A 26,014-nucleotide genomic window follows, 5' to 3' on the forward strand; every position below is an offset into this window, starting at 1 on the left:
GCAGACGGGCGACGTTCCCGCCGTAACAACGTTTGTTCCGCCTCTACCCATGACCGGCCGGATGGCCGGCCCCGGACGACGAGAGGACACGACCATGAACGGCGCGCTCGACGAACTCCCCATCGAACTGCAGCAGGGCGACATCGTCACCCGGTACGCGGAGTGGGGCGACATGGCGGTGCGCTTCGCGCGCGTTCCCGCGGGAACGGACATGAGCCCGGTGCTGGAAGGGCTGCCCGGTGACCGGTGCCCGAGCCCGCACTGGGGCCTCGTCCTGGAGGGGGCCGTGCGGCTCACCGGTGCGGACGGCGACGAGGAGGTCACCCGCGCCGGGCACGCCTACTACTGGCCGGCCGGCCACACCGCGCGGATGGACGAGGACACCGCGTTCCTCGAGATCGGACCGGTGGCGGCGATGCGTCAGTTCAGCGAGCACGCCAAGGCCAAGTTCGCCTGATCCGACGCCGGCATCCCAAGGGCGGCGGAGTGCTCAGCGCACCCGGGACGACGGCGGCCGGAAGACCGCGAACGGGTCGGTGACCTCGAGGCTCGCGGACGCGAAGCGGTAGAGCATCGCGGGTCGCCCACCCGATCGACCGGGGTGGGCGAGCTCGCCCGTCGCCTCGAGGACGCCGCGCCGCAGCAGCACCCGTTGCAGGTTCGTCGCGGTCACGTCGTAGCCGATCGCGGCGACGTAGACGTCGCGCAGCTCGGCGATGCTGAACTCCGGCGGCGCCAGCGCGAAGCCGACGTTGGTGTACGACAGCTTGGCGCGGAGCCGAGCGAGCGCGGAGCCGACGATCGAGCCGTGGTCGAAGGCCGTGGCCGGCAGCGCGTCGGTGGGGTGCCAGGCGGTGTCGTCGGGCAGTGCGGGATCGAGGTGCGAGGGCACCAGGCCGAGGTAGGCGGTGGCCACCGTCCGTCCGCGCGGGTCGCGGTCGGGATCGCTGCGCGTCTCCAGCTGCTCCAGGTGGGCGAGCTGGTGCACCTCCACCTTGCTCGCCAGCTGCCGGGCGACGGACGTGCCCAGCCGCTCGTCGGGCAGCAACGGGCCGCCCGGCAGCGCCCAGGCGCCCGCGAAGGGCTCGTTGGCCCGCCGCCAGAGCATGACGTGCAGCCGTGCCGACCGGACCTGCAGCACGGCGGCGAGCGCGTGGTGGGGGTAGGCGGGCCGGTCCGGCGAGGACCACACAGAAGGCACGACGGGAATGCTAGGGTCCGTTCTGCAGGTTTTCGACTGTAAGTATGAAACCCCACTCCTCCGGAGGTCCCCGGTGACCGCAACGCTGCCCGCCCCCACCGCCAGCATCTGGTCTCCGGTCCAGTGGGAGTCCTGGCGCGACGAGGTCCGCCGACTCGCCCGAGAGCGCGACGCCGTCCTCCTCGCGCACAACTACCAGGCGCCGGAGATCCAGGACGTCGCCGACCACGTGGGCGACTCCCTCGCCCTCTCCCGCCTCGCCGCGGCGGCCGAGCAGTCGACCATCGTCTTCGCCGGCGTCCACTTCATGGCCGAGACCGCCAAGATCCTGGCGCCGGAGAAGACGGTGCTGGTGCCCGACGCCGCCGCCGGCTGCTCGCTGGCCGACACCATCACCGCCGATCAGCTGCGGGCGTGGAAGGCCGAGCACCCCGGCGCCGTCGTCGTCTCCTACGTCAACACCTCCGCGGAGGTGAAGGCCGAGACCGACATCTGCTGCACGTCGTCCAACGCCGTCGAGGTCGTGGAGTCGATCCCGGCCGACCGCGAGGTGCTCTTCCTCCCCGACCAGTTCCTCGGCGCGCACGTCCAGCGGGTCACCGGCCGGAAGAACATGCGCATCTGGATGGGCGAGTGCCACGTGCACGCCGGCATCTCCCCCACCGACCTGCGGGCCAGCGTCGAGGCCGCGCCGGACGCCGAACTGCTGGTGCACCCGGAGTGCGGCTGCGCGACCAGCGCGCTGTGGATGGTGTCGGACGGCCAGCTCCCGACCGACCGGGTGCACGTCCTCTCCACCGGCGGGATGCTCGACCAGGCCCGACGGACGACGGCGAAGCGGGTGCTGGTCGCCACCGAGATCGGCATGCTGCACCAGCTGCGCCAGGCCAACCCGGTCACCTCGTTCGAGCCGGTCAACTCCCGCGCGGCCTGCCCGTACATGAAGATGTCGACGCCGGAGAAGCTGCTCCGCGCGCTGCGCGAAGGCCGCGACGAGATCACCGTCGACCCGGAGATCGCCGCCCGCGCCCGTGCGGCGGTCGAGGCCATGGTGGCCATCGGCACGCCGTCACCGGTCGGTGAGTGACATGAGCGCGAGCCTCACCCGCGTCGTCGCCGCGCTGCCGCTCCCGGCGGCCGGCTGGACCCGCAGCACCGACGTCGTCGTAGTGGGCACCGGCGCCGCGGGGCTCATGACGGCGGTGGCGCTCGCCGACGCCGGCCGTGCGGTCACCGTCGTCACGAAGGGGGCGCTCGGCGACGGCAGCAGCGCGTGGGCGCAGGGCGGCCTGGCCGCGGTGCTCGGTCCGGACGACGACGCCGATCTGCACGTGCACGACACCCTCGTCGCCGGGGCCGGCCTGTGCGACGAGGACGCCGTCCGGACGCTCGTGGCCGAGGCGCCCGCCGCCGTCGCCCTGCTGCAGGAGCTCGGCGCCCGGCTGGACCTCGACGCCGACGGGCGCCCGGCCCTGACCCGCGAGGGCGGGCACAGCCGCGACCGGATCGTGCACGCCGGGGGCGACGCGAGCGGCGCCGAGGTCACCCGCACGCTCGGCGACGCGCTGCGCGCCCGCGGCATCGAGGTGCTCGAGCACACCGCGGCGCTGGAGATCCTGCGCACCGGCGACGGCCGCGTCGTGGGACTGCGCGTCGCGCGGATCGAGGACGGCGCCCTCGTCGACGCCGGAGACCTCTACGCACCCGCCGTCGTGCTGGCGACCGGGGGCTACGGCCAGGTCTACGCCGCCAGCTCCAACCCGGCCGGTGCCACCGGCGACGGGCTAGCCCTGGCGCTGCGGGCCGGCGCCGAGGTCGCCGACGTCGAGATGGTGCAGTTCCACCCGACCGTGCTCTGGTGCGGGCCGGGTGCCGAGGGGCAGCAGGTGCTCGTCTCCGAGGCGGTGCGCGGCGAGGGGGCGGTCCTGGTCGACGCCACGGGACGGCGGATCATGCTCGGCGCCCACCCGCTGGCCGACCTCGCCCCGCGCGACGTCGTCTCGGCGACGATCGCCGCCCACCTCCGGGCCACCGGCGAGGACCACGTCTTCCTCGATGCCACGCACCTGGGCGCGGAGTTCGTCGCCCGGCGCTTCCCCGGGATCACCGCGGCCTGCGCGGCGGCCGGCTTCGACCTGTCCCGGGAGCCGGTGCCCGTCGCCCCGGCTGCCCACTACGCCTGCGGCGGGGTGGTCGCCGACCTCGACGGGCGGACCACCGTGCCGGGGCTCTACGCCGTCGGCGAGGTCGCCTGCACCGGCGTGCAGGGAGCCAACCGGCTGGCCTCGAACTCGATCACCGAGGGGCTGGTCGCCGCCCGTCGCTGCGCCGCCCTGCTGTCCACAGAAATGGCCACATCTGCGGGGGTTCCGGCAACGATGACGGGAACGGCCGGCGCGCTCGATCCGGCCGCACGGCCGGCGCTCGCCGCGGCGACCACCCGGCACGCCGGTGTCGTCCGCGACGCCGCCGGGCTGACCGAGCTGGCCGGCCTCCTCGGCGCCCTCCCCCGGACGGGGCCCGACGCCGTCCTCGATGCCGCGGCAGTGGAGACGACGGCCCTGCACACCGTGGCCACGCTGCTCGCCGCCGCGGCCCTGACGCGCACCGAGAGCCGCGGCTGCCACCGACGGCTCGACGCGCCCGGGACCCGCCCGGAGTGGCAGGTCCGGCTGGTGCACCGGCTCGACCGGAGCGGGCACGTGCACACCCGCACCGAGCCCGTCCGGACCCTCGCGGCTGCGCAGGTGGTCGCATGACCGGCGAGGGGGTGCTGCGCCCTGCCCTGACGACGGCGCTGGACTCGGCCGGCCTGGATCCGGCCGAGGTGGTGCGCGTCATCCGCCGCGCGCTCGAGGAGGACCTGACGCTCGGTCCCGACGTCACCACGAACTCGACCGTCCCGGCGGACGCCCGGGCCACCGGTGACGTCGTCCCGCGAACCTCCGGCGTGCTCGCCGGGGTGCCGGTGGCCGCAGCGGTGTTCGAGCTGGTCGGCGGGCCTGATGTCGAGGTCGGGTTGCACGTCCCCGACGGCGCCACGGCACAGCCGGGGCGGCCGGTGCTGTCCGTCGTCGGGCCGACCCGGTCGCTGCTCACCGCCGAGCGCACGGCGCTGAACCTGATCAGCCACCTGTCCGGCGTCGCGACGCTGACCCGCCGGTGGGTGGACGCCGTCGACGGAACGCGGGCCGCCATCCGCGACACCCGCAAGACCACGCCCGGGCTCCGCGCGCTGGAGAAGTACGCGGTCCGGTGCGGTGGCGGGGTCAACCACCGGATGGCCCTCGGCGACGCCGCGCTGGTCAAGGACAACCACGTGGCCGCGGCAGGCGGGATCACGGCCGCGGTGGACGCGGTCCGCGCCCATGCGCCGGGCGTCCCGCTCGAGGTCGAGTGCGACACGCTCGACCAGGTGCGCGAGGCCGTCGCGGTCGGCGTCGAACTCGTGCTGCTGGACAACTTCTCGCTCGAGGACACCCGCGCGGCCGTGGATCTGATGCGCGGATCCGGGGTGCGCCTGGAGGCTAGCGGTGGGCTCTCGCTGGACCGGGCTCCGGAGGTCGCGGCGACCGGCGTCGACTACCTCGCCGTCGGCGCGCTGACCCACAGCGCCCCGGTGCTCGACCTCGGCTTCGACCTACGCTGACTGAGCCAGGTATAGGTACCTATACATGCGGTTCGGGCCCGAAAACACAGGCATAGGTACCTATACCCAGGAGCGGGGGCGGGATCAGGCGGTGCGCTGGACCGGGTGCACCCAGCCGATCGCCGGGGCGACGTGCCGCACGATGTTCTCCAGCAGCCGGGCGTTGTAGTCCACGCCCAGCATGTTGGGCACCGTGATCAGCAGCGTGTCGGCCTCCTGCACGGCGGCGTCCTTCGCCAGTTCCTCGGCCAGCGCATCGGGCTCGCCGACGTAGCTCTTGCCGAACCGGGCCCGCACGCCCTCGAGGACGCCGACCTGGTCCTCGCCGGACCGCTCGCCGCCGAAGTAGGCGCGGTCCTCGTCGCTCACGATCGGCAGCACGCTGCGGCTCACGGAGACGCGCGGCTCACGTCCCCACCCGGCCTGCGCCCACGCGGCCCGGAACCGCGCGATCTGCTCGGCCTGAAGCTCGTCGAACGGCACGCCGGTGTCCTCCACGAGCAGCGTCGAGCTCATCAGGTTCATCCCCTGCTGCGCGGTCCACTCGGCCGTCGCCCTGGTGCCCGAACCCCACCAGATCCGCTCGCGGAGTCCCGGCGACTGCGGCTGGATCGCGAGGCGGCCCCGCGCACCTCCGGTCATCCGGGGATCGGCCTCGACCACGGTCTGACCCTCGAGGGCGACCAGGAACAGCGCGGTCTTGTCACGCGCCAGGTCGGCGTCGTTCACACCCTCCGGCGGTACGTAGCCGAACGCCTCCGACCCACGCAACGCCGTCTCCGGTGAGCCCCGGCTGATGCCCAGCTGCAGCCGGCCGTCGGCGAGCAGGTCGGTCGCGGCGGCCTCCTCGGCCATGTACAGCGGGTTCTCGTAGCGCATGTCCACGACGCCGGTGCCGATCTCGATCCGGCTGGTGCGGGCGGCCATCGCCGCCAGCAAGGGGAACGGCGAGGCCAGCTGCCGCGCGAAGTGGTGGACGCGCACGTAGGCGCCGTCCACACCGATCTCCTCGGCTGCCACGGCCAGTTCGACGCTCTGCACCAGCGCGTCCCGCCCGGTGCGCACCTGCGACCCGGGGATGGGCTGCCAGTGCCCGAAGGACAGGAACCCGATCTTCTTCTCCACGGCACGTGGAGCGCTCGGTGCCCACGACCTGTTCCCGAGGGTCATCCGCGCGGGAGGGTCGCCGCCCTCGCGGTGTACGGCGCAGTCGGCAGCTGTACCGCGAGGTCGACGGGCGACCCCGCGCACAGATGTGACGGGCCGGTCCCCGTCGCTTGGCACAAAGCGCCCACAGACATGAGGGAACTAACGCACTGTGACGGCACGATCACGACTCTCCGTGAGGAGGTTCCGTCACTTCCCGCCCACGATGGGTGACCCTGTGCTGGTGAGTCTTCCTGCCTCCGAGGTGCCCCCGACGCCCGCAGGACCTCCCGGCAGCGCCGCCGGGCAGCGCATGCGGGCCATCGACACCCTCCTCGCCGACCGGGGGCAGCTGTTCCAGGCGCTGTTCCTGTCCGCACCGATCCCCAAGGCGCTGGTCGGCCTCGACGGGCACATCCTGGTGGCCAACCCCATGCTCTGCGCCCTCACCGGGCGGACCGCGGAGGAGCTGACCGGCCGGCACGTCGACCTCTTCGCCCATCCGGACGACCCGCCGGTGGCCGACCTCGGCCTCGTACCGGCGGCGAACGAGCCGGCCGACCTCGACCCGCACCTGCTGCTGGACGGCGAGCGCCGCCTCCGCCGCTCCGACAGCACGGAGCTGTGGGTCGTCCAGTCCCACGAGCTCGTGCGGCACAACAACGGCGCGGCACAGTTCGCCGTCCTCTCCCTCGTCGACGTCACCGACCGTCGCCGTGCGGAGGACGACCTGGTCCGCCGCGCCTACACCGACCCGCTCACCGGGCTGCCCAACCGGCGGGCCCTGACCGACCGGCTCCGCCACGCCGTCGCGCTGTCCCGCCGCCGCGATCTGCACGTCGGTCTGGTGCACCTCAACATCGACCGCTTCAAGGCCGTCAACGACTCCCTGGGCCACGAGGCGGGCGACCTCCTGCTCAGCCAGGTGGCCGACCGGCTCCGCTGGAGCACCCGCGTCGAGGACACCGCCGTCCGGCTCGGTGCCGACGAGTTCCTCGTCGTGGCCGAGGACGTCGAGGACCTCGACGGCCTGCGCGCCCTGGCCGACCGGCTGCTGGCCGTCCTGGACGAGCCCTTCCTCGTCCAGGACCGCGAGCTCACGCTCTCGGCGAGCGTCGGCCTCACCCTCGGCTCGGACACGACGCCCGACGACCTGCTGCGCCAGGCGCAGAGCGCACTCACCCGCGCCAAGGCCGACGGCAGCCGGGCGCGGATCGAGGTGCACGAGGGTGCGCTCAGCCGGGACGACGTCGACGCGCTCCAGCTGGAGACCGACCTCAAGCACGCGCTCGACAACGAGGAGCTGCGGCTCTTCTACCAGCCGATCGTCCACCTCGCGGACGAGACGCTGCTGGGCTACGAGGCACTCGTGCGCTGGGAGCACCCCACCCGCGGGCTGCTCCCCCCGGGTGCCTTCCTCGACGCCGCCGAGAACAACCGGCTCACCTCCAAGCTCGGCGCATGGGTGCTGCACCGCGCCTGCACCGACGCCGCCGCGTGGCCCGACGACCTGCGCGTGCACGTCAACGTCTCCGCACGGCACCTCGCCGAGGAGGGCTTCAGCGAGCTGGTCGCCGAGGCGCTGGCGGTCTCGGGGCTTGCCCCGCACCGGCTCGAGCTGGAGATCACCGAGTCGACGGCGCTGTTCGCGGCCGAGGCCACCCTGCACTCGGTCGCCGTCGTCACCGACCAGGGCGTGACGCTGGCGCTCGATGACTTCGGCACCGGCTACTCGGCGATCACCGCGCTGCACCGGCTCCCGATCCACACCGTCAAGATCGACCGCTCCTTCGTCGCCGACGTCGTCACCGAGCCCTCCACGGCCGCCCTCGTGCAGGGGCTGCTCCAGCTCGGCCGCGGCATGGGGCTCCAGGTCATCGCGGAGGGCATCGAGGACCTGGACCAGGCGGCCTGGCTGCTCGACCACGGCTGCGCCATGGCCCAGGGTTACGCATTCGGCCGCCCCGCACCGCTGCCGAGCCCGGCCGAGGTGTTCATCGGCGAGATGACCGACGCCCCGGCCGAGCACGTCGCCGGCGAGCTGCTGCCCGTGGAGCGGGAGATCCCCGCGGTGCCGCGGCAGCGCAGCGAGCCGACGCTCCGGCAGACCGACCTCGACGACACCGGCGCGTTCGCCACGGGTGCCCTGTCCGAGGAGCCCGCCGACCCCGACGCGCAGGACTGAGCAGCAGCGAGGACGTACTGCACGCGCGGGAAACAGCAGGCGGACGCCAGGATGGCGGCCATGCGTATCGACGTCGCCGCCACCCTCACCGTGAGCTCCCCGGAGCCGGCGACCGCGCTGCTGCAGATCGCCGTCGCCGATCCGGTAGCCGAGCAGCTCACCGTGCTCTCCGGCGGCACCGCCGTGGAGCCTGAGGAGTTCGAGGTGAACGGCGCCCGGGTGCACCGGCTGCAGCTCCTCGCGGGCGACACGACGGTCACGTACTCGGCGTCGGCCCAGGACGGCGGGTCCCCGCGGAAGGTCTCCTCCGCCGAGTGGGCCGAGGCCCTGCGCCCGAGCCGCTACTGCCCCTCCGACCAGCTCGAGGGGTTCGCGGGCACCGAGTTCGACCGGACGCTCCCCCGCGCCCGGCTGGTCAGCACCGTCGCGGACTGGGTGCACCGCCGGCTGGTCTACACGTCGGGCGCCAGCCGCCCCGTCGACACCGCCGTCGACACGCTGCTCGCCGGCCGGGGCGTGTGCCGGGACTACGCGCATCTGACGGTCACCCTGCTCAGGGCCCTGGAGATCCCGGCACGCCTGGTGGCGGTCTACGCGCCGGGGCTCGCGCCGATGGACTTCCACGCCGTCGTCGAGGCCGAGGTCGACGGCGTCTGGTCCGTGGTCGACGCCACCCGCCTCGCACCGACCAGGTCGCTGGTGCGCATCTGCTCGGGCCGGGACGCCGCCGACACCGCGTTCCTGTCCCTGTTCGGCGGGGTGGCGCAGTTCCGCACGATGCGCGTCACGGCGACGACGGACGGCCCGCTGCCGGCTCCGGACGAGGCTCCGTTCCCGCTGCCCTGACCCCGTTCCCGAGTGCCCGGATGCCGTTCCAGGCCACATCCGGCCGCGGCAGCGAGCGCTTCTCGAGATAGCCCGCGGCGGCACGCCGCAGCCGGCGGATCTCGCGGACCAGCGCGAACGGACCGACCGCGCCCGCGCCATCGACGACCCGCTCGGGCTGGAAGGTCCACACGTCGGTCGCGATCAGCTCCCCGGTCACGACGACGCTGCGCAGCGACCACAGTCTCTCGTCGTGCCCGTGTGCCAGCAGGCTGGCCGGCCCCTCGCGCAGCGACTCGTCGGGCGGTACGTCGAGCCGCAACCGCCCCGCGGCGCCCGGTCCAGTGACGCGGGCCCGCTGGAGGCTCGGCATACCGTCGTCCGTCCGGGTCGCGAGGACGGCGCTGGGATAGGCCGCCAGCTCGGCCAGCGCCCGTGCGGAGACGCCGTCCGGGACACCGGTGAACACCGTCGCGGGGCCCGCGGGCAACGGCGGCCGCGTGATCCACGCCGTCGGCGTGACCGTGATCAGCAGCCGCATGTAGTACCAGTCGAACAGCCGCCGGGTGACCACGTTGCGGGAGTACACGTGGTTGAACGGCTGGCGCTCGTGCAGCCGCCGCCAGTACTCCGGCGCGCCGGCGACGTCGGTGACGATCTCGTCCGGACAGCGGGCGCGCCCCTGCACGAGCACCTGCGGAGCCCCCGCCATGCCGCTCCCCGTGGGCTCGCTGAACAGCAGCGCCACGCGGTCGTCGCGGCGGATGTTGTAGGCCTTCTGCGGCAGCGCGATCGACGTGGTGATCAGGAAGGTGCCGTCCGATCGGTAGAGCACGGCCGTCGGCCAGGTGATCGGGACGCCGGACCTCGTGAGGGTGGCGAACTCGCATGTCCGGTAACGATCGACCACCTCCAGCACCTGCGGATCCGACGGCGGCGTCATCCGGGACTCCTCGGGGCGGCGTGACTGCCCAGAGGGTGGCAGCAGCGGGTCAGCCGCGGTAGGCCTCCAGCAGCCGCAGCCAGATCTCGCTGACCGTCGGGTAGGCGGGCACGGCGTGCCAGAGCCGGCGGATCGGCACCTCGCCGACGACGGCGATCGTCGCGGCCTGCAGCAGCTCACCCACGGCCGGCCCGACGAACGTCAGACCGAGCAGCACGTCGCGGTCGGTGTCGATGACCGCGATCGCCCTCCCCTCGTAGCCGTCGGCGAACAGCGACGAGCCGGCCACCTCCAGCGGGATGTCGACGACCCGGTGCGGGAGGCCGGCGTCGTCTGCCTCTTTCGCGGTGCGGCCCACGCTGGCCACCTGCGGGACGGTGAAGACGACCGACGGCGTGGCGTACCGGTCCGCCGTGGCGACGAACGGCGACCAGTCCGAGGTGTCGACGTCCTCCCCCGTCGCCCGGGCGACGATCGCCGCCCCGGCCTGGCGCGCCTGGTACTTGCCCATGTGCGTGAGCAGGGCGCGGCCGTTGACGTCGCCCACTCCGTAGAGCCAGGACGATCCGTCCACCCGGAGCGTGTCGTCCACCTCGAGGTAGTTCCCGGGCTCCAGTCCGACGACGTCCAGCCCCACGTCGCCGGTACGGGCGGCGCGGCCGACGGCGACGAGCACCTCGTCGCCACGGAACTCGCCGCCCGAGGTCGTCAGCACGACCTCGCCGTCGTCACGCCGGGCGGCGGTGACGTCGGTGTCCAGCCGGACGTCGACACCGCTGTCCCGCAGGGACCGGGCCACCGCGTCGCCCGCCGCCGGCTCCATGCCCTCCAGCAGCCGGTCGCCCCGCTGCAGAACGGTGACCTGGGAACCCAGCGCCTGCCAGGCGGTCGCCATCTCGCAGCCCACGTAGCCCCCGCCCAGCACCAGCAGCCGGCCGGGCGCCTCCTTGGCGCTGGTCGCCTCCCGCGGGCCCCAGGGGTCGACGTCGGCCAGCCCGTCGATCGGAGGCGTGGCGGACATCGACCCCGTGCACACGGCGACCGCGTGCCGCGCGGTCAGGCGGGTCTCGGTGCCGTCGGCGGCAGTGACGACGACGGTGCGCTCGCCGGCCAGCCGTCCGGTGCCGCGGATCAGGTCGATCCCGGCGCCCTGGACCCACTCGACCTGACCGGAGTCGTCCCAGTGCGAGGTGAACGAGCTGCGGCGTTCCAGCGTGGCCGCGACGTCCTGCTCACCGGTGACCGCCTGCCTCGCCCCGTCGACGTCACGGGCCTCGGAGAGCACCTCCGTGCCGCGCAGCAGCGCCTTGCTGGGCATGCACGCCCAGTAGGAGCACTCGCCGCCGACCAGTTCGCTCTCCACGAGGACGGCGGTCAACCCACCCCGGACGACGACGTCGGCGACGTTCTCCCCCGTCGACCCGGCCCCGAGGACGACGACGTCATAGCTCTGCTCAGTCACACGCCCCATCCTGTCCGTGTGGTCGACTGGCCGCCATGCCGGTCGATGCCGCCGATTTCGCCGCCGCCCTGGGGCAGTACGCCGCCGGGGTCTGCCTGCTGACCGTGCGCGACGGGATCGACGACGTCGGGACGACGGTCAGCTCGGTGATGAGCGTGTCGGCCGCCCCACCGCTGGTCGCCGTCGGGCTCTCGGCCCAGGGCTACCCGGCGGAGGTGCTGGAGGAGGTCGGGACGTGCGGGCTGACGGTGCTCGCGGCGCAGCACGCGATCGTCGCCTCGCGGTTCGCCTCGGCCGGCCGCCCGAGCGCCCGGCACCTCCTGGAGTCGGTGCCCTGGTCGCGGGCCCCGGGCAGCGACGCGATCGTGCTCGACGACGGCCTCGCCGCCCTGGACTGCCGGCTCGAGCGGCTGGTCGAGGCGGGCGACCACGTGGTGGCGCTGCTGGCCGTCGAGGCCGTGCCGGTGCTCGACGCGGACGCCCGCCCGCTGCTGCGCCTGCGGGGCCGGTACGTCGACGAGTCCGGCTCCCCGCGCCCCCGCGCCTGAAGGGCGTTCATGGCCATAATCGCCTTGACTGTCACATCCACGGCGTCGGCGGTGCTTACCCGTTGTGGAACCCGTACGGCCATCGGCCACCGCAGCAGTGCCCTTCCCCGGGGTGCGCGGCATGGCGCGGCCCCGGACTGAACGGGGCACCGGCATGTCTCGCGGGCGGGTCGACGTCCGGACGGACCTCGAGCAGGTCTTCCGCAGCAACTATGCGGGCGTCGTCGCCGTCGCCGCCCGGGTGCTCGGCTCCCGCGACCAGGCCGAGGACGTCGCCCAGGAGGTCTTCCTCTCCTTCGGCCGCTCCTCGGTGCCGGCCGACGAGGCCGGCGGCTGGCTGACCGTCGCCGCGACCCACACCGCCCTGAACCTGCTCCGCTCGGGCCGCCGTCGCAGTGCCCGGGAGGAGAACGCCTGCGACGGTCCGGCGGTCGTGCCCGACGTCGCCGACCTCGTGATCACCCGCGAGGAGCGCAGCGCCGTCCGGGCCGCGCTCGCCCGGCTGCCGCACAAGCAGGCGGTCACGCTGGTGCTCCGGCACAGCGGCCTCAGCTACGCCGAGGTCGCCTCGGCACTCGATCTGTCCCCAGGGAGCGTGGGCACCACCGTGCGCCGCGCCGAATCCGTGTTGCTCAAGGAGCTGAACCGCCATGCGTCACCCGAGTGACGGCGTCCTGCGCCGACTGGTCGACGAGCCGGCCGGCGTGACCGACGACGACCGCGCCCACGTGGCCTCCTGCCCGGCCTGCCTGCGCGCGCTGGACAGCGCCCGCGCCGACGCCCGGCTGGTCGGCTCCGCGCTGGCGGCGCCTCGGACCGGCGACGTCGACACCGACGCGGCCTGGGCGCGGCTCTCGTCGGCGGCCTCGGCCACCACCACGCCCGCGTTCCGCCCGGCACCCACCGCCGCACGCCGGCGCTGGGGGTCGGCGGTGCGGCGGCCCGCGGCCGCCGCGCTCGGCGCGGTGGTGATCCTGACCGGCGCCGGCGTCGCTGCGGCCAACGACTGGCTGCCGATCTTCCAGACCGAGCGCGTCGACCCCGTCGAGGTGACCGCCACCGATCTGGTCCAGGTGCCCGACCTCTCCGCGTACGGCGACCTGCAGATCACGCAGGACCCTGAACCGGGGCAGGTGGCCGACGCCGAGACCGCGCGCGAGCGGACCGGTCTCGCCGTCCCCGAGGTCGCCGACCTGCCCGAGGGCGTGACCGGGGAGCCGACCTACCAGGTCGCCGGCGTCGCCGAGGCGACGTTCACCTTCTCGGCCGACAAGGCCGCCCGGGCCGCGGCCGCCGAGGGCGAGGTCCTGCCGCCCCCGCCGGCCGGGCTGGACGGCAGCCAGCTGCGGCTGCAGGCGGGCCCCGGTGTCGCGGCGATGTGGTCGCAGCCGACCGGGGTGCCGACTCTCGTCGTCGCCCGGGTCGGCGCTCCGACGGTCTACTCGTCGGGCGTGCCGTTCGAGACGGTCCGCGACTACCTGCTGTCCCTGCCCGGCCTGCCGGAGGGGCTCGCGGACCAGCTGCGCACGCTCTCGGCGGACGGCGGGACGCTGCCCCTGCCCGTCCCGGCGGAGCTGGTGACCAGCTCCACGGCCGACGTCGGCGGTGCGGAGGCCACCGTGCTCACCTCCCGCAACGGACTGTTCGCCGGCGTGGTCTGGGTGGAGGACGGCGTGATGACCGGCGTGGCCGGGTCGCTGAGTGCCGACGAGCTCCTGTCGGTCGCCCGTGACCTGGGCTGACGCCGCTACCGTCCGCGGGATGACCCCTTCCGGCTCGTCGGTGGAGCTCGCCGACCTCCCGCCGTCCCCGGCGGTCTGGTGCTCCGGGCTGCGCAAGCGGTACGGACGCCGGACCGCCGTCGACGACGTGTCCTTCTCCGTGGCCCGCGGCGAGGTGCTCGGCCTGCTGGGCCCCAACGGCGCCGGCAAGACCAGCGTCATCAAGATGCTGCTGGGCCTCGTCCGGCCCGACGCCGGCGAGGTGCTGCTGCTCGGGCGGCGAGCGTCCGACCCTCGATCCCGCAGCGCCGTCGGGTACCTGCCGGAGCTCTTCCGCTACCAGCCGTGGCTGACCCCGACCGAGGTGCTGGACCTGCACGTCCGGCTGGCCAGGTCCGACGTGCCCCCGGCCGAGCGGCGGGAGTGCCTGGCGCTCGTCGGGCTGGCCGGCCGCGCGGGCGACCGCTTGGGCGGGTTCTCCAAGGGCATGCAGCAACGGCTCGGCCTCGCCGTCGCGCTGGTCGCCCGGCCCGAGCTGGTCGTGCTCGACGAGCCCACGAGCGCGCTGGACCCGATCGGCCGGGTCGACGTCCGCGACCTCGTGCTCTCGCTGAAGTCCCGCGGCGTCGCCGTGCTGCTCAACTCGCACCTCATCGGCGAGGTGGAGCGCGTGTGCGACCGGGTGGTGATCCTCGACGAGGGCCGGGTGGCGGCGTCGGGCACCCTGGCCGAGCTGCTCGGTCAGCGGGAGGTCCGGCTGCGGCTGGCCGGGGTCGACGGACGGGCGGAGGACCGGCTGCGGGCGGCTGGCTCGCTCGCGCACAGCGGCGACTGGTTCACCGTGCAGCTCTCCGCAGACGACGACGGCGTCACCGTCCCGGACCTGGTACGCGACCTCGTCGGCCTCGGCGTCCGCGTGCACGCCGTCGAGCCGGTGCGGATCAGCCTGGAGGAACGGCTGCTCGCCGTCCTCCGGCATGAGGAGGTCAGTCCGTGATCGTGCTGACCGTCGCCGGGCTCACCCTGCGCGAGGCGTTCCGGCGGCGGGTCGTCTGGGCGCTCCTGGTCCTGACCGTGGCGCTGCTCGTGCTCAGCGGCTGGGGCTTCTCGAAACTGATCGGCCTGGACACCGAGCTGGGCACCATGACCAGCGGCGAGGCCCGCCTCGTGGCCTCGCTGCTGCTCAACCTGATCATGTTCGGGTTCAGCCTCATCGCCGCGATCGGCACCGCATTCCTCGCTGGGCCGACGCTCGCGGGCGAGGTGGAGTCGGGGCAGGCACTGGCGATCCTCGCGCGACCGGTCCGCCGATCGTCGGTCCTGCTCGGCAAATGGCTGGGCCTGCTCACCTTCGGCTGCGGCTACGTGGTCCTGGCCGGTCTCGCGCAGCTGCTCATCGTGCGTGCGGTGGTCGGCTACTGGCCTCCGGCACCTGCCTCGGGCCTCGCGCTGCTCGCGGCCGAGACGGTCGTGCTGCTGACGCTGGCCCTCCTGCTGTCCAGCGTCGTCTCGCCGATGGCGTCCGGGATCGTCGCCGTCGGCCTCTTCGGGGCGACCTGGGTCGCCGGTGTGGTCGGCGGCATCGGCGGGGCCCTGGGCAACGAGGGCGTCGAGCGCGTCGGCACCGTGTCCCGGGTCCTGCTGCCCACCGACGGCCTGTGGCGCGGCGCCATGAACGCGTTCCAGGACCCGATCGCACTGGTCCAGATGGGTCCTGGGGAGGGCGGGTTCCCGTTCCTGGCCGAGGCGCCGCTGGCGCCGGCCTACCTGGCATGGGCCGTGGTGTGGATCGCCGTGATCCTGGGGCTGACCGCCCTCTCCTTCCAGCGCCGGGACATCTAGCGTCCGTCTCCGCGCACTCGCGGCCCCCGACGACGATGAATCCGGCCGTGGTTCGCGGTCTTCTCTGCCACCCGATCCGCACGCGAAGGGGAGCACCATGACCGCGATCTACACCTTCGACGTCTTCTGCAGCCTCGACGGCTTCGGCGCCGCCGGCGGCGACTGGACCGGTTACTGGGGCAAGCAGGGCCCCGAGCTGCTCGAACGCCGCCTCGCGATCTACGACCAGGACCAGCGGATGGTCTTCGGGGCCCACACCTTCCGCGCCTTCGTGCGGATGCTGGCCGAGAGCACCGAGGAGGCCGAGGTCCGGGACCCGTGGGTCACCCGCATGCGGAACCTCCCCGCAACGGTGGTGTCGACGACGCTGGACGGCCCCCTCGACTGGCCGGACGCGACCCTCGTGCGCGGCGACGCCGTCGACGTCGTCGCACGGCTCAGGGAGGAGTCCGAGCTGCCGTTGCGCTCGCACGGCAGCCTGTCGATGAACCGGGCGCTGATGGCCGCCGGCCTGGTCGACCGCGTCCAGGTGACGATCTTCCCGGTCATCACCGGTCGGACCGGGGTGGAACCTATCTTCGGGGGTGCGGCCGACTTCGACCTCGAGCTGATCGGGAGCCGGACGCTCGACGGCCGCATCCAGGAGCTCGTCTACCAGCCCACCCTGCACGTCTGACGGAACACCCCGCCAGACTCGCAGCCATCGTTGGCAACGTCCGAGATTCTCGGACAGCCGAGCCTCCCGAGTCCTGCCATCCTCTCTTCGACGGCGCAACGTTGGCCGGTACTCGATGTGCAGGGCTCGGCGGATCACGACAGAGGAGGTCGCATGAGCACGACGGCGGGGGGAGCCACGGAGCAGGCTGACGAGGAGCGCCGCCGCGGCGGTTTCAGCTCCCGGCGCGTCTTCATCCTGGCGGCGATCGGGTCGGCTGTCGGACTCGGCAACATCTGGCGGTTTCCCTACGTCGCCTACGAGAACGGCGGCGGCGCCTTCGTGGTGCCCTACCTGGTCGCACTGCTGACCGCCGGCATCCCGTTCCTGCTGCTCGACTACGCGATCGGCCACCGCCACCGCGGCTCCGCGCCGCTCTCCTTCGCCCGGCTGCGCCGCGGCACCGAGGGGTTCGGCTGGTGGCAGGTGGCCATCTGCGCCGTCATCGCCGTCTACTACGCCGCGGTGCTGGCCTGGGCGCTGCGCTACACGTTCTTCTCGCTCGACGAGGCGTGGGGCGCCGACCCCGAAGGGTTCTTCTTCGGCGAGTTCCTCCAGGCCGGTGACGTCGAGGTCACCGCCGACGTGGTGCCCGGGGTGCTCGTCCCCCTCCTGGTCGTCTGGCTGGCCGTACTCGTGATCATGGCCCTCGGCGTCCAGCGCGGGATCGGTGCGACCTCGCTGATCTTCATCCCGGTGCTGGTGCTCGCCTTCGCCGTCCTCGTGGTGCAGGCGCTGCTGCTGCCGGGCGCAGGAGCCGGCCTCGACGCGCTGTTCACGCCCGACTGGTCGGCGCTCACCTCGGCCTCGGTCTGGGCCGCCGCGTTCGGCCAGATCTTCTTCTCCCTGTCGATCGGCTTCGGCATCATGATCACGTACGCCTCGTACGTCCGCCGCCGCGAGGACATGATCGGCTCCGGCCTCGTCGTCGGCTTCTCGAACTCCAGTTTCGAGCTGCTCGCCGGCATCGGCGTCTTCGCCGCCCTCGGCTTCATGGCCCAGTCCGGCGGGGTCGCGGTGGGCGAGGTCGCCAGCGACGGGATCGGGCTGGCCTTCATCGCCTTCCCGACGATCATCAGCGAGGCCCCGGCCGGTGCCCTCATCGGCGTCCTGTTCTTCGGGTCGCTGGTCATCGCCGGCATCACCTCGCTGATCAGTGTCATCGAGGTCGTGATCTCCGCCGTCCGCGACAAGCTCGACACCAGCCGGCTCACCGCGACCCTCGCGGTCGTCGTTCCCACCGCGGTGCTGAGCCTGGTGCTCTTCAGCACGACGAGCGGCATCTACGTGCTCGACGTCGTCGACCACTTCGTCAACCAGTACGGCATCCTCGTCGTGGCGCTGCTGAGCATGCTGGTCGTCGCGTGGGTGCTCCGGGCCCTGCCCAGGCTCGGCGAGCACCTCAACGTCCACGGCCGGCCCCGGGTCGGCACCGGCTGGCGGGTGCTGACGAGCGTCGTCGCCCCCACGGCCTTGGCCGTCGTGCTCGTCCTCGCGGTGCGGGACGACCTCGCCGCGCCGTACGGGGACTACCCCGGCTGGCTGCTGCTGATCTTCGGCTGGCTGATGGTCGTGGCGCTGCCGCTGATCGGCTTCCTGCTCGCCCGGCTGAAGTGGCGCGCCGGCACCCACCTGGACGGGCCGCCACCCGGCTCCGACCCGGCGGCGCCGTTGCACGCCACCAGCCCGACGGACCGGACCCTCCGGAACCGGCCGGTGAGCGGGCACGACGAGGGAGGACCCCGATGAGCACGTCCGCGATCGTGATGATGCTGGTGGCGATGGCCGTGATCTGGGGCGGCCTCACCCTGGCCGTGGTCAGCCTGCTGCGCCACGGCGCCGTCGAGGACCGCGCCGGGGATCTGCGCCGCGACCTCTGAGAAAGGACCCCGTCCTCCCCACCCTTCGCACGCTCAGGGCGAGCCCCGGGACGGGGCCGGTGCGCGCCTTCGGTGGGCTCGCCGCCGGGCCGAACCGGGGTGGGAAGCCTGGCCGTCACCTGCCGGGGATAGCGTCGGGGTCGACATGAGTGCCCTGCCTGCCCCGTCCGAGTCCGCCCTGCGCCGTGCGCTCACCCGCGCCGAGCGCGGGGTCACCCTCGACCCCGTCGAGGCGGAGACACTCCTGCACGCCCGCGGGCTCGGCGAGCGCGAGCCGCTGGACCGGCTGCTGACCGCCGCCGGCCGGGTGCGGGACGCCGGGCTCGCCTCCGCCGGACGCCCGGGTGTGGTGACCTACAGCCGCAAGGTGTTCATCCCGCTCACCCACCTGTGCCGCGACCGCTGCCACTACTGCACGTTCGTCACGACGCCGGGGCAGCTGCGTGCCCAGGGGAAGGCCCCCTACCTCTCCCCCGACGAGGTGCTCGACATCGCGCGGGCGGGCGCGGCGATGGGCTGCAAGGAGGCGCTGTTCACCCTCGGCGACCGCCCCGAGGACCGCTGGCCGGTCGCGGCCGAGTGGCTGGAGGCGCACGGCTTCGACTCGACGCTGGGCTACCTGCGGGCGATGGCGATCCGCGTGCTCGAGGAGACCGGGCTGCTCCCCCACCTCAACCCGGGCGTGCTGACCTGGGAGGAGATCCAGCGGCTCAAGCCGGTCTCCGCCTCGATGGGGATGATGCTGGAGACGACAGCGACGCGCCTGTGGTCGGAGCCCGGCGGCCCGCACTTCGGGTCGCCGGACAAGGACCCCGCCGTCCGCCTCCGGGTGCTGGAGGACGCCGGGCGCTCCGCCGTCCCGTTCACCACCGGCGTGCTGCTCGGCATCGGCGAGGACTACGCCGAGCGGGTGGACGCCGTCGGCGCGATCCGGGCCGCAGCACTTCGGCACGGGCACGTTCAGGAGGTCATCGTCCAGAACTTCCGGGCCAAGCCGCGCACGGCGATGCAGGCGCACGACGACCTGGAGCTGCAGGAGTACGTCGCGGCCGTCGCCGTCACCCGGCTGCTGCTCGGCCCGAAGGCACGGGTGCAGGCGCCGCCCAACCTGTCGGACTCCACCGAGCTCGGGCTGCTGCTCCGCGCCGGGGTCGACGACTGGGGCGGGGTCTCACCGCTGACCCCCGACCACGTGAACCCCGAGCGCCCGTGGCCGAACATCGACAAGCTGGCGGCGCTCTCGGCCGAGGCCGGCTTCGAGCTGCGCGAGCGGCTGGCCGCCCAGCCGCCGTACGTGCGGCAGTCCGAGCCGTGGCTGGACCCGCGGGTGCGCCCGCACGTGTCCGCGCTGGCCGGTCCGGACGGGCTGGCGGTCGAGGGCCGGATCCCGGCCGGTCTGCCGTGGCAGGAACCCGACGAGGCGTGGACGTCGTCGGGGCGGGTGGACCTGCACGTGGAGGTCGACACCGTCGGGCGCACCTCGGACCGGCGCAGCGACTTCGACGCCGTCTACGGCGACTGGTCGGAGCTGCGCTCCCGCACGGAGAGCGCCCGGGACGGGCACTCGACGGCGTTGGCCGCCGGCGACCGCGAGGTGCTGGCCGCCCTGCTGCACGCCGAACGCGACCCGGCCGGGCTCTCCGCCGCCGAGTACCTGGCGCTCCTGGGCGCCGACGGCAGCGACCTGGAGCACCTGTGCGCCCTGGCCGACGCCGTCCGTGCCGACGTCAACGGCGACGACGTCACCTACGTGGTGAACCGGAACATCAACTTCACCAACGTCTGCTACACCGGCTGCCGGTTCTGCGCCTTCGCCCAGCGACGCACCGACGCCGACGCCTACACGCTGTCGATGGCCCAGGTCGGCGACCGGGTCGACGAGGCGTGGGCCGCCGGGGCGACCGAGATCTGCATGCAGGGCGGCATCCACCCCGACCTGCCCGGGACGGCGTACTTCGAGCTCGCCCGCGAGGTGAAGCAACGGCAGCCCGGCATCCACCTGCACGCGTTCTCACCCATGGAGATCGTGAACGGCGCCGCGCGGACGGGGCTGTCGTTCCGCGACTTCCTGACCGAGGCCAAGGCCGCGGGTCTGGATTCGATCCCCGGGACGGCGGCGGAAATCCTCGACGACGACGTCCGCTGGGTGCTCACCAAGGGCAAGCTGCCGACGGCGACCTGGCTGGAGATCATCCGGACGGCGCACGAGGTCGGGATCCCGACGACGTCGACGATGATGTACGGACACGTCGACACCCCGGCGCACTGGGTCGGGCACCTGCGCACGCTCAGCCGCCTGCAGGACGAAACGGGCGGCTTCACCGAGTTCGTGCTGCTGCCGTTCGTGCACCACAACTCGCCGATCTACCTGGCCGGCGTCGCGCGGCCCGGGCCGACGGTGCGGGAGAACCGGGCGGTGCACGCGGTCGCGCGGCTGTTGCTTCACGGCCGGATCCCGAACATCCAGACGTCGTGGGTGAAGCTCGCCGAGGCCGGCACCAAGGCGGTGCTGCGGGGCGGGGCCAACGACCTCGGCGGCACGCTGATGGAGGAGACGATCAGCCGGATGGCCGGCAGCGAGAACGGCTCGCTGAAGACCATCGCCGAGCTGGAGGCGATGGCCGCCGCGATCGGCCGGCCGGCCCGTCAGCGGACGACGGAGTACGGGACCCCGTCCGCAGAGCGCCTGGCCACGGCCCGCTCCGACGAGGGCCGCCGCCGGCTCACCCTGTCGATCACGCCGTCCTGAGGCCGTCCGCGCGAACAGTGGGCGCCGATGAGCAGTTTCGGGCCGCGAACTGCCCATCCGCGCACACCGTCGGCACGGTCAGGCACGCTCGGCGGGCTCCTGGTCCGCCGCCGCGGGCTCCTCCGGCTTGTCCTTGAGGAACAGGTACCAGTAGCTCGTCGCCACGAAGATGACCGCGCCGACCAGGTTCCCCGTTCCGGCGAGCAGCCAGTTCAGCAGGGCGTCGCCCCAACCGAGATCGGGAACGCCGGCGAAGATCGCAGCCGGGATGAAGAACATGTTGGCGACCACGTGGTCGAAGCCCATCGCGACGAACGCCATGATGGGGAAGAAGAGGGCGAGGATCTTCCCGGACACCGTCGTCGCGGCCAGCGACATCCACACCGCCAGGCAGACCAGCCAGTTGCACCCCACCCCGCGCAGGAACGTCTCCCACGCGGTGTGCCCGCCCGCCTTGCCCTGGGCGATCTCGGCCAGCCGGTCGTAGGTCAGCCCGCTGCTCCCGGTCGCGCCGGCGTCGCCGATGACCCCGGTCTGCACGGACAGGAAGTACGCCACGAACAGCGCGCCGATGAGGTTGCCGAGCAGCACCAGCGTCAGGTTCTTGGCGACGTCTCCCACGCCGATCTTGCCCCGCATCGCGCTGAGCGGGACGAGCAGCATGTTGCCGGTCGCCAGATCCGAGCCGGCGATGAGCACCAGCACCAGGCCGAGGGTGAAGGCGATGCCGGTGAAGAGCGTCGGCAGCGTGCCCCACGTCCCGGGATCCAGCCCCGCGGAGACGGTGATCGCCACCAGCCCACCGAACGCGATGTACGCGCCGGCCAGGAAGGCACTGACCAGCACCCGGTCCCAGGTGCGCCGGGTCTTCTTGGCTCCGGTCTCTGTCGCGACCTGCGCCATCTCTGCTGGTTCACGTGCGGACACCGAAGCCTCCCGAGGTCGGACCGACAGTCGAGGGCGGTAGTGCCCGCTCGGCGACCGGTCCACGCCCGGCTTCAGCTCCTGAGCAGCCGGGCCAGCTCCCCCACGTCGGCCAGGTCCAGGTGCGGGCGCACCTCGGGCGGCAGGTCGGTGTAGGACTCCGCGTGCCCGATCCCGGTGTGCACGGCCACGGCGAACGCCCCGCCGGCGTGCGCCATCGGCACCTCGAGCTCCGGGTCGTCGCCGACCACCGCCAGCTCGCCGGCCGGCACGCCCAGCCGCCGTCCCGCCGTCCGCAGAGCGCTCGGCGACGGCTTGCCGACGACGGTCACCTCGCAGCCGGTGATGTCGCGGACGACGGCGCTGATCGCCCGCGACGTCCCGAGCGACTTGCCCTCCGCCGTCGCGAAGAACTGCGACTGGGAGGCGCTGTAGAACTCCGCCCCGTCGAAGACCGCGAAGCAGGCGGCCTCCAGGGACTCGAAGGTCAGCTCCTGCCGGTACCAGCCGGCCATCACCGCGTCGCAGTCCGTCCCCCGCAGCGGGGGCACCGTCTCGATGCCCGCCGCCTCCAGCGGCTCGGTGATGCCCTTCCCACCCAGCACCATCACCCGCCGGTGACCGCGCTCGCCGAAGACGTCCACCGCGGTGGAGGCCGGCGTCAGCGCCTGGTCGGCCGTGACCGGCAAGCCGAGTTGCTGCAGTGCGTCCGCGCACTGTGCCGGCGTCTTCACGGTGCCGTTGGTGAAGACGCAGAAGGGGATCGAGAGCTCGTGCAGGGTCTGCAGCAGCTCCAGCGCCCCCGGCAGCGGCGTCAGCCCCCGGTTGTCGCGATCGCCGAGCACCAGCGTGCCGTCCATGTCGAGGACGAAGCCGCGCACCTGCCGCAGCCGGTCGAGGACAGCAGGGTCAGGCAACGGAGGTCCCTTCGGAGGCCCGGCCGACCGACATGCGCAGGCCCGGCGTGGTGACGGCGAGATCGTGGACGGACGTCCGTGACCCGAGCTCGCGCAGCAGCGTGAGCACGGGCGCCAGCGAGGGGTTGAAGTGCCGGGGCGCCGGCCCGGCCGCGAGCATCGCGTCGACCTGGTCCTCGGGCATGTGCGCGCGCAGGAGCAGCTCCTCGTCGCTGATCCCTGGGCGGAACTGCCTCCGCAGCTCGGCGGGCGTCGGCGGCGGCGGCTCCGACGCGAGCTCGCGCGCCCGCGGCCGGTCGAGGATGCGGTCCTGCACGGTCGGGTCGATCGGTGCGGTGGGCCGGCCGAAGCTGCCCAGCACGTACCGGATGACCTGGTCGGGGACGTTCGCGTACCGCTCGCCGATGACGTTGAACAGGGCCTGGGACACCACCATCTGCGGGAACGGCGTGACCATGATCGGGTGGCCCAGCTCCGCCCGGACGGCGCCCACCTCCTCTACCAGGGCCTCGAACCGGTGCTCCATGCCGATCTCGCGCAGCTGCCGCCGCGTCGTCGTCATCACGCCGCCGGCGATCTGGTGGTGCAGGAACGCCGCGTCGAAGTCCTGCGGCCGGCCGACCGGCAGCTCCTCCGCCACCGCCAGCCCGTCGAGGAAGTCGCAGACCAGGCCCAGCGCGCGGTCGTCGACGTCCACCCGGTGGCCCATCTCCCGCAGGTTGGCCACCGTCCGCCGCGCCTCGGGCAGCGACGAGCCGTTGCCCAGCGGCCCGCTGCCCACCTGCACGACCTCGACGCCGAGCTCCGGCGCGATCGAGTAGGTGAGCGGGGAGAGGCCGATGGTCGCGTGCGAGTGCAGCTCCAGCGGCGTGCCGTCCAGCCGCCCGACGATCGCCGGCAGCAGCGTCCGGGCCCGCTCGGCGGTGAGGATCCCGGCCGGGTCCTTCACGTAGACGCGGTCGAAGTTCGGATCGGCGGCGAACTGCGCGGCCAGGTCGGCGTAGAAGGCGTCGTCGTGCACCACGCTGATCGTGAAGGTCAGCGCCCCGATCACCTCGTCGACGCCGGCCTGTTTGAGCCGGCGCGCGGTCTCGCGGGCGGCGTCCATGTCGTGCATCGGGTCGAGGACGACGACCCGGTCGATCCCGTTGGCCACGAGCCGGTCGTAGACCAGTTGCATGGTCTCCGGGTGGGAGTTCTGCCAGCTGATGAACCGGAAGCCGGTGCCGATGAACTGCAGCTTCGTCGTCGGCATCGCCGCCCGGGTCAGCCGCAGCCGCTCCCACGGGTCCTCCCTGTGGGTGCGGACGGCGACCCCCATCGCCGTGCTGGAGCTGTAGTCCAGCGCCCGGAAGCCGACCCGCTCCATCAGCGGGGCGACCTGCGCGATGTGCGCCGTCCGCAGGCCCGTGGCACCCCACAGGCTCTGGTTCCCGTCGCGGATCGAGACGTCCACGAGTCCCACGTCGGCCATCAGCGCGCCCCCACGAGCTGGGAGTCGAGGAACCGCTCGAAGAACGTCGTGTCCACTCCTCCGGCGGCGAACTCCGGATCGGCCAGCAGCGCCCGGTGCACCGGCACCGTCGTCGTCACGCCCTCGATCCGCAGCAGGTCCAGGGCGGCACGGGCCCGGGCGACGGCGTCGTCCCGGTCGGTCCCGTGCACGATCAGCTTGGCGAGCAGCGAGTCGTAGTACGGCGGGACGACGGAGCCGCCCTGCACGTGGGTGTCCACGCGCAGGCCTTCCCCCACCGGCAGCACCACCCGGTGGATCCGGCCCGGCGAGGGACGGAAGCCCAGCGCCGCGTCCTCGGCGTTGATCCGGCACTCCACGGCATGCCCGGTCAGGACGACGTCCTCCTGCCGGAGCCCCAGCGGCAGGCCCTCGGCGACGGCGAGCTGCTCGGCAACCAGGTCCAGGCCGGTGACCATCTCGGTGACCGGGTGCTCGACCTGGATGCGGGCGTTCATCTCCAGGAAGTAGAAGGAGCCGCGCTCGCGGTCCACCAGCAGTTCCACGGTGCCCAGGCCGCGGTAGTGCAGGTGCTCGGCGAGGGCGAGAGCGGCGGCGGCCATCTCCGCCCGCAGGGCGTCGGGCAGCAGCGGCGCGGGCGCCTCCTCGAACAGCTTCTGGTACCGGCGCTGGACGGAGCAGTCCCGGTCCCCGAGCGCCACGGCACGCGCACCGTCGCCCAGGATCTGCACCTCGACATGTCGACCTGACGACACGAAGCGCTCCAGGTACACCCGCGGGTCGCCGAACGCGGCGGCGGCCTCGGAGACGGCGAGGTCGAGGGTGTGCGCCAGGTCGTCCGGGCCGGCGACGAGCTTCATGCCGCGGCCGCCGCCACCACCGACGGCCTTCACCAGCAGCGGGTAGCCGACCTCGGCCGCCACCTCCTGCGCCCCGGCCAGGTCGGCGGCCTCGCCACCGGGGACGACGGGTAGCCCGGCGGCCACCGCGTGCGAGCGGGCGGTGAGCTTGTCCCCCACCGCCTCCAGCGACTCCGGCGCCGGCCCCACGAAGACGATCCCGGCCGTCGCGCAGGCCCGGGCGAGCGACGGGTTCTCCGACAGGAAGCCGTAGCCCGGGTGCACCGCGTCCGCCTCCACCGCCTGCGCGGCCCGCACGACGGCCGCCGGGTCGAGGTAGCTCTGCGCCGCGTTCGCCGGTCCGAGCCGGACGACGCGGTCGGCCAGCCGCGCGGGGAGCGACTCCGTGTCGGCGTCGGAGGCGGCCAGCACCGACTCGATGCCGAGTCGCCTGCAGGTCCGGATCACCCGGGCGGCGATCTCGCCCCGGTTGGCGATCAGCAGCCGGCGGATCCGTGTAGTCATGCCGGCTCCACCACCAGCAGCACCGCGTCCGCGTCGGCGAACTCGCCGTTGCCCAGCCGGAACTCGACCACGGTGCCCCGGACGCCGGCGTGCACCGGCGTCATCATCTTCATGGTCTCGACGATCCCGACGACGGTCTCCGTGCCGACCTCGTCGCCGATGTCCACGAACGGCGGGGCGCCCGGCTGCGGCGCGCGGTAGAACGTGCCCAGCAGCGGCGGGTGCACGGCCACCAGCCCCTCGCCGACCTCCGCGGCGGGCGCGGGCGCCTCGGCGGCGGCCGCGGGCGCGGCGGCCTGCTCCACCTGCGGCGCGCGCGTGACCTGCTGCTCGGCGGTCCAGCCGGCGGCGCCCTCCCGGCGGACGGTCAGGGTCAGGTCGGCGAGCTCCAGGTGCAGCTCCTGCAGGCCGCTGGAGTCGAGGGCCCGCAGGACGTCGCGGACGTCGTCGGGGGTCAACTCCACGTCGC

24 protein-coding genes are annotated in these 26,014 nt (G+C 73.5%); 15 read left to right on the forward strand and 9 right to left on the reverse strand.

The annotated features are described in order from the left end of the window. Positions 1-94 precede the first annotated feature (94 nt). Positions 95-457: a cupin domain-containing protein gene (locus tag FHU33_RS17005; RefSeq protein WP_142026391.1), complete on the forward strand. Its 363-nt coding sequence runs from the start codon at positions 95-97 to the stop codon at positions 455-457. A 33-nt stretch (positions 458-490) separates the two neighbouring features. Here FHU33_RS17005 and FHU33_RS17010 read toward each other — a convergent pair whose 3' ends face one another. Beyond that, entirely contained in the window at positions 491-1,201 is a 711-nt protein-coding gene (locus FHU33_RS17010) for an NUDIX hydrolase (RefSeq protein WP_142026392.1), read from the reverse strand. Positions 1,202-1,274: 73 nt separating this feature from the next. Here FHU33_RS17010 and nadA point away from each other — a divergent pair, with 73 nt between their 5' ends. The 3 genes from nadA to nadC are packed head-to-tail and all read left to right on the forward strand — an operon-like array spanning position 1,275 to position 4,850. Further along, complete coding sequence (nadA, locus tag FHU33_RS17015) at positions 1,275-2,288, forward strand: quinolinate synthase NadA (protein WP_246063752.1); 1,014 nt, start codon at positions 1,275-1,277, stop codon at positions 2,286-2,288. Between the two features lies 1 nt (position 2,289). Continuing rightward, positions 2,290-3,960, forward strand: coding sequence for an L-aspartate oxidase (locus tag FHU33_RS17020; protein ID WP_142026394.1), 1,671 nt, complete (start codon positions 2,290-2,292; stop codon positions 3,958-3,960). Further along, on the forward strand, positions 3,957-4,850 hold the full coding sequence (gene nadC, locus FHU33_RS17025; RefSeq protein ID WP_142026395.1) for a carboxylating nicotinate-nucleotide diphosphorylase: 894 nt from the start codon (positions 3,957-3,959) through the stop codon (positions 4,848-4,850). The genes FHU33_RS17020 and nadC overlap by 4 nt, the downstream gene beginning before the upstream one ends. An 84-nt stretch (positions 4,851-4,934) precedes the next feature. Here the strand turns inward: nadC and FHU33_RS17030 are convergent, their stop codons facing one another. After that, positions 4,935-5,975, reverse strand: a complete 1,041-nt coding sequence (locus FHU33_RS17030) for an LLM class flavin-dependent oxidoreductase (RefSeq protein ID WP_211355163.1) — start codon at positions 5,973-5,975, stop codon at positions 4,935-4,937. Positions 5,976-6,240: 265 nt separating this feature from the next. Here FHU33_RS17030 and FHU33_RS17035 point away from each other — a divergent pair, with 265 nt between their 5' ends. After that, entirely contained in the window at positions 6,241-8,181 is a 1,941-nt protein-coding gene (locus tag FHU33_RS17035) for a putative bifunctional diguanylate cyclase/phosphodiesterase (RefSeq protein WP_246063753.1), read from the forward strand. A 60-nt stretch (positions 8,182-8,241) separates the two neighbouring features. Next, positions 8,242-9,027, forward strand: a complete 786-nt coding sequence (locus tag FHU33_RS17040; RefSeq protein WP_142026397.1) for a transglutaminase-like domain-containing protein — start codon at positions 8,242-8,244, stop codon at positions 9,025-9,027. Here the strand turns inward: FHU33_RS17040 and FHU33_RS17045 are convergent. Together FHU33_RS17045 and FHU33_RS17050 are read right to left on the reverse strand one after the other, a co-directional pair. Further along, on the reverse strand, positions 8,966-9,949 hold the full coding sequence (locus FHU33_RS17045) for a pyridoxamine 5'-phosphate oxidase family protein (RefSeq protein ID WP_142026398.1): 984 nt from the start codon (positions 9,947-9,949) through the stop codon (positions 8,966-8,968). The genes FHU33_RS17040 and FHU33_RS17045 overlap by 62 nt on opposite strands. A gap of 49 nt (positions 9,950-9,998) precedes the next feature. Further along, positions 9,999-11,411, reverse strand: coding sequence for a dihydrolipoyl dehydrogenase family protein (locus FHU33_RS17050; protein WP_246063755.1), 1,413 nt, complete (start codon positions 11,409-11,411; stop codon positions 9,999-10,001). A 35-nt stretch (positions 11,412-11,446) separates the two neighbouring features. On the opposite strand from FHU33_RS17050, the gene FHU33_RS17055 reads away from it, so the two are divergent. The 9 genes from FHU33_RS17055 to FHU33_RS17095 all read left to right on the forward strand — a co-directional run bounded on the left by FHU33_RS17055 (position 11,447) and on the right by FHU33_RS17095 (position 20,866). Beyond that, on the forward strand, positions 11,447-11,959 hold the full coding sequence (locus FHU33_RS17055; protein WP_142026400.1) for a flavin reductase family protein: 513 nt from the start codon (positions 11,447-11,449) through the stop codon (positions 11,957-11,959). Between the two features lie 121 nt (positions 11,960-12,080). Then, a complete protein-coding gene (locus tag FHU33_RS17060; protein WP_246063757.1) occupies positions 12,081-12,626 on the forward strand; it encodes a sigma-70 family RNA polymerase sigma factor in 546 nt (181 codons plus the stop codon). Next, positions 12,610-13,701 carry a hypothetical protein gene (locus FHU33_RS17065; RefSeq protein WP_142026401.1) on the forward strand — a complete coding sequence of 364 codons (1,092 nt, stop codon included), beginning with the start codon at positions 12,610-12,612 and terminating at the stop codon, positions 13,699-13,701. The genes FHU33_RS17060 and FHU33_RS17065 overlap by 17 nt, the downstream gene beginning before the upstream one ends. 19 nt (positions 13,702-13,720) lie before the next feature. After that, positions 13,721-14,677, forward strand: a complete 957-nt coding sequence (locus FHU33_RS17070) for an ABC transporter ATP-binding protein (protein WP_142026402.1) — start codon at positions 13,721-13,723, stop codon at positions 14,675-14,677. Continuing rightward, entirely contained in the window at positions 14,674-15,522 is an 849-nt protein-coding gene (locus tag FHU33_RS17075; RefSeq protein WP_142026403.1) for an ABC transporter permease subunit, read from the forward strand. The genes FHU33_RS17070 and FHU33_RS17075 overlap by 4 nt, the downstream gene beginning before the upstream one ends. A gap of 97 nt (positions 15,523-15,619) precedes the next feature. After that, complete coding sequence (locus FHU33_RS17080) at positions 15,620-16,198, forward strand: dihydrofolate reductase family protein (RefSeq protein WP_142026404.1); 579 nt, start codon at positions 15,620-15,622, stop codon at positions 16,196-16,198. A gap of 153 nt (positions 16,199-16,351) precedes the next feature. Further along, positions 16,352-17,986, forward strand: coding sequence for a sodium-dependent transporter (locus FHU33_RS17085; protein WP_142026405.1), 1,635 nt, complete (start codon positions 16,352-16,354; stop codon positions 17,984-17,986). Continuing rightward, positions 17,983-18,117 carry a methionine/alanine import family NSS transporter small subunit gene (locus FHU33_RS17090; RefSeq protein WP_142026406.1) on the forward strand — a complete coding sequence of 45 codons (135 nt, stop codon included), beginning with the start codon at positions 17,983-17,985 and terminating at the stop codon, positions 18,115-18,117. Before FHU33_RS17085 ends, FHU33_RS17090 begins: the two co-directional genes overlap by 4 nt. Positions 18,118-18,262: 145 nt before the next feature. Continuing rightward, positions 18,263-20,866, forward strand: a complete 2,604-nt coding sequence (locus FHU33_RS17095; RefSeq protein ID WP_142026407.1) for a bifunctional FO biosynthesis protein CofGH — start codon at positions 18,263-18,265, stop codon at positions 20,864-20,866. A 78-nt stretch (positions 20,867-20,944) separates the two neighbouring features. On the opposite strand, the gene FHU33_RS17100 is transcribed toward FHU33_RS17095, so the two are convergent. The 5 genes from FHU33_RS17100 to FHU33_RS17120 all read right to left on the reverse strand — a co-directional run bounded on the left by FHU33_RS17100 (position 20,945) and on the right by FHU33_RS17120 (position 26,009). Continuing rightward, positions 20,945-21,793 carry a formate/nitrite transporter family protein gene (locus tag FHU33_RS17100; protein ID WP_170182493.1) on the reverse strand — a complete coding sequence of 283 codons (849 nt, stop codon included), beginning with the start codon at positions 21,791-21,793 and terminating at the stop codon, positions 20,945-20,947. Positions 21,794-21,864: 71 nt separating this feature from the next. Continuing rightward, complete coding sequence (locus FHU33_RS17105) at positions 21,865-22,707, reverse strand: HAD-IIA family hydrolase (RefSeq protein WP_142026408.1); 843 nt, start codon at positions 22,705-22,707, stop codon at positions 21,865-21,867. Then, entirely contained in the window at positions 22,700-24,181 is a 1,482-nt protein-coding gene (locus FHU33_RS17110) for a biotin carboxyl carrier protein (RefSeq protein WP_142026409.1), read from the reverse strand. The genes FHU33_RS17105 and FHU33_RS17110 overlap by 8 nt, the downstream gene beginning before the upstream one ends. After that, complete coding sequence (locus FHU33_RS17115) at positions 24,181-25,545, reverse strand: acetyl-CoA carboxylase biotin carboxylase subunit (RefSeq protein ID WP_142026410.1); 1,365 nt, start codon at positions 25,543-25,545, stop codon at positions 24,181-24,183. Before FHU33_RS17115 ends, FHU33_RS17110 begins: the two co-directional genes overlap by 1 nt. Continuing rightward, positions 25,542-26,009 carry an acetyl-CoA carboxylase biotin carboxyl carrier protein gene (locus tag FHU33_RS17120; protein ID WP_211355164.1) on the reverse strand — a complete coding sequence of 156 codons (468 nt, stop codon included), beginning with the start codon at positions 26,007-26,009 and terminating at the stop codon, positions 25,542-25,544. The genes FHU33_RS17115 and FHU33_RS17120 overlap by 4 nt, the downstream gene beginning before the upstream one ends. Between the last annotated feature and the right edge of the window lie 5 nt (positions 26,010-26,014).

It is taken from the genome of Blastococcus colisei (assembly GCF_006717095.1).
Lineage (GTDB): Bacteria > Actinomycetota > Actinomycetes > Mycobacteriales > Geodermatophilaceae > Blastococcus_B > Blastococcus_B colisei.

What these genes read in the sequence shown, in the direction of transcription:
- FHU33_RS17005 (WP_142026391.1), top strand. Translation starts at nt 95, where the DNA reads ATGAACGGCGCGCTCGACGAACTCCCCATCGAACTGCAGCAGGGCGAC.
- FHU33_RS17020 (WP_142026394.1), top strand. Translation starts at nt 2,290, where the DNA reads ATGAGCGCGAGCCTCACCCGCGTCGTCGCCGCGCTGCCGCTCCCGGCG.
- nadC (WP_142026395.1), top strand. Translation starts at nt 3,957, where the DNA reads ATGACCGGCGAGGGGGTGCTGCGCCCTGCCCTGACGACGGCGCTGGAC.
- FHU33_RS17040 (WP_142026397.1), top strand. Translation starts at nt 8,242, where the DNA reads ATGCGTATCGACGTCGCCGCCACCCTCACCGTGAGCTCCCCGGAGCCG.
- FHU33_RS17045 (WP_142026398.1), bottom strand. Translation starts at nt 9,949, where the DNA reads ATGACGCCGCCGTCGGATCCGCAGGTGCTGGAGGTGGTCGATCGTTAC.
- FHU33_RS17055 (WP_142026400.1), top strand. Translation starts at nt 11,447, where the DNA reads ATGCCGGTCGATGCCGCCGATTTCGCCGCCGCCCTGGGGCAGTACGCC.
- FHU33_RS17060 (WP_246063757.1), top strand. Translation starts at nt 12,081, where the DNA reads ATGGCGCGGCCCCGGACTGAACGGGGCACCGGCATGTCTCGCGGGCGG.
- FHU33_RS17065 (WP_142026401.1), top strand. Translation starts at nt 12,610, where the DNA reads ATGCGTCACCCGAGTGACGGCGTCCTGCGCCGACTGGTCGACGAGCCG.
- FHU33_RS17070 (WP_142026402.1), top strand. Translation starts at nt 13,721, where the DNA reads ATGACCCCTTCCGGCTCGTCGGTGGAGCTCGCCGACCTCCCGCCGTCC.
- FHU33_RS17080 (WP_142026404.1), top strand. Translation starts at nt 15,620, where the DNA reads ATGACCGCGATCTACACCTTCGACGTCTTCTGCAGCCTCGACGGCTTC.
- FHU33_RS17085 (WP_142026405.1), top strand. Translation starts at nt 16,352, where the DNA reads ATGAGCACGACGGCGGGGGGAGCCACGGAGCAGGCTGACGAGGAGCGC.
- FHU33_RS17090 (WP_142026406.1), top strand. Translation starts at nt 17,983, where the DNA reads ATGAGCACGTCCGCGATCGTGATGATGCTGGTGGCGATGGCCGTGATC.
- FHU33_RS17095 (WP_142026407.1), top strand. Translation starts at nt 18,263, where the DNA reads ATGAGTGCCCTGCCTGCCCCGTCCGAGTCCGCCCTGCGCCGTGCGCTC.
- FHU33_RS17110 (WP_142026409.1), bottom strand. Translation starts at nt 24,181, where the DNA reads ATGGCCGACGTGGGACTCGTGGACGTCTCGATCCGCGACGGGAACCAG.
- FHU33_RS17115 (WP_142026410.1), bottom strand. Translation starts at nt 25,545, where the DNA reads ATGACTACACGGATCCGCCGGCTGCTGATCGCCAACCGGGGCGAGATC.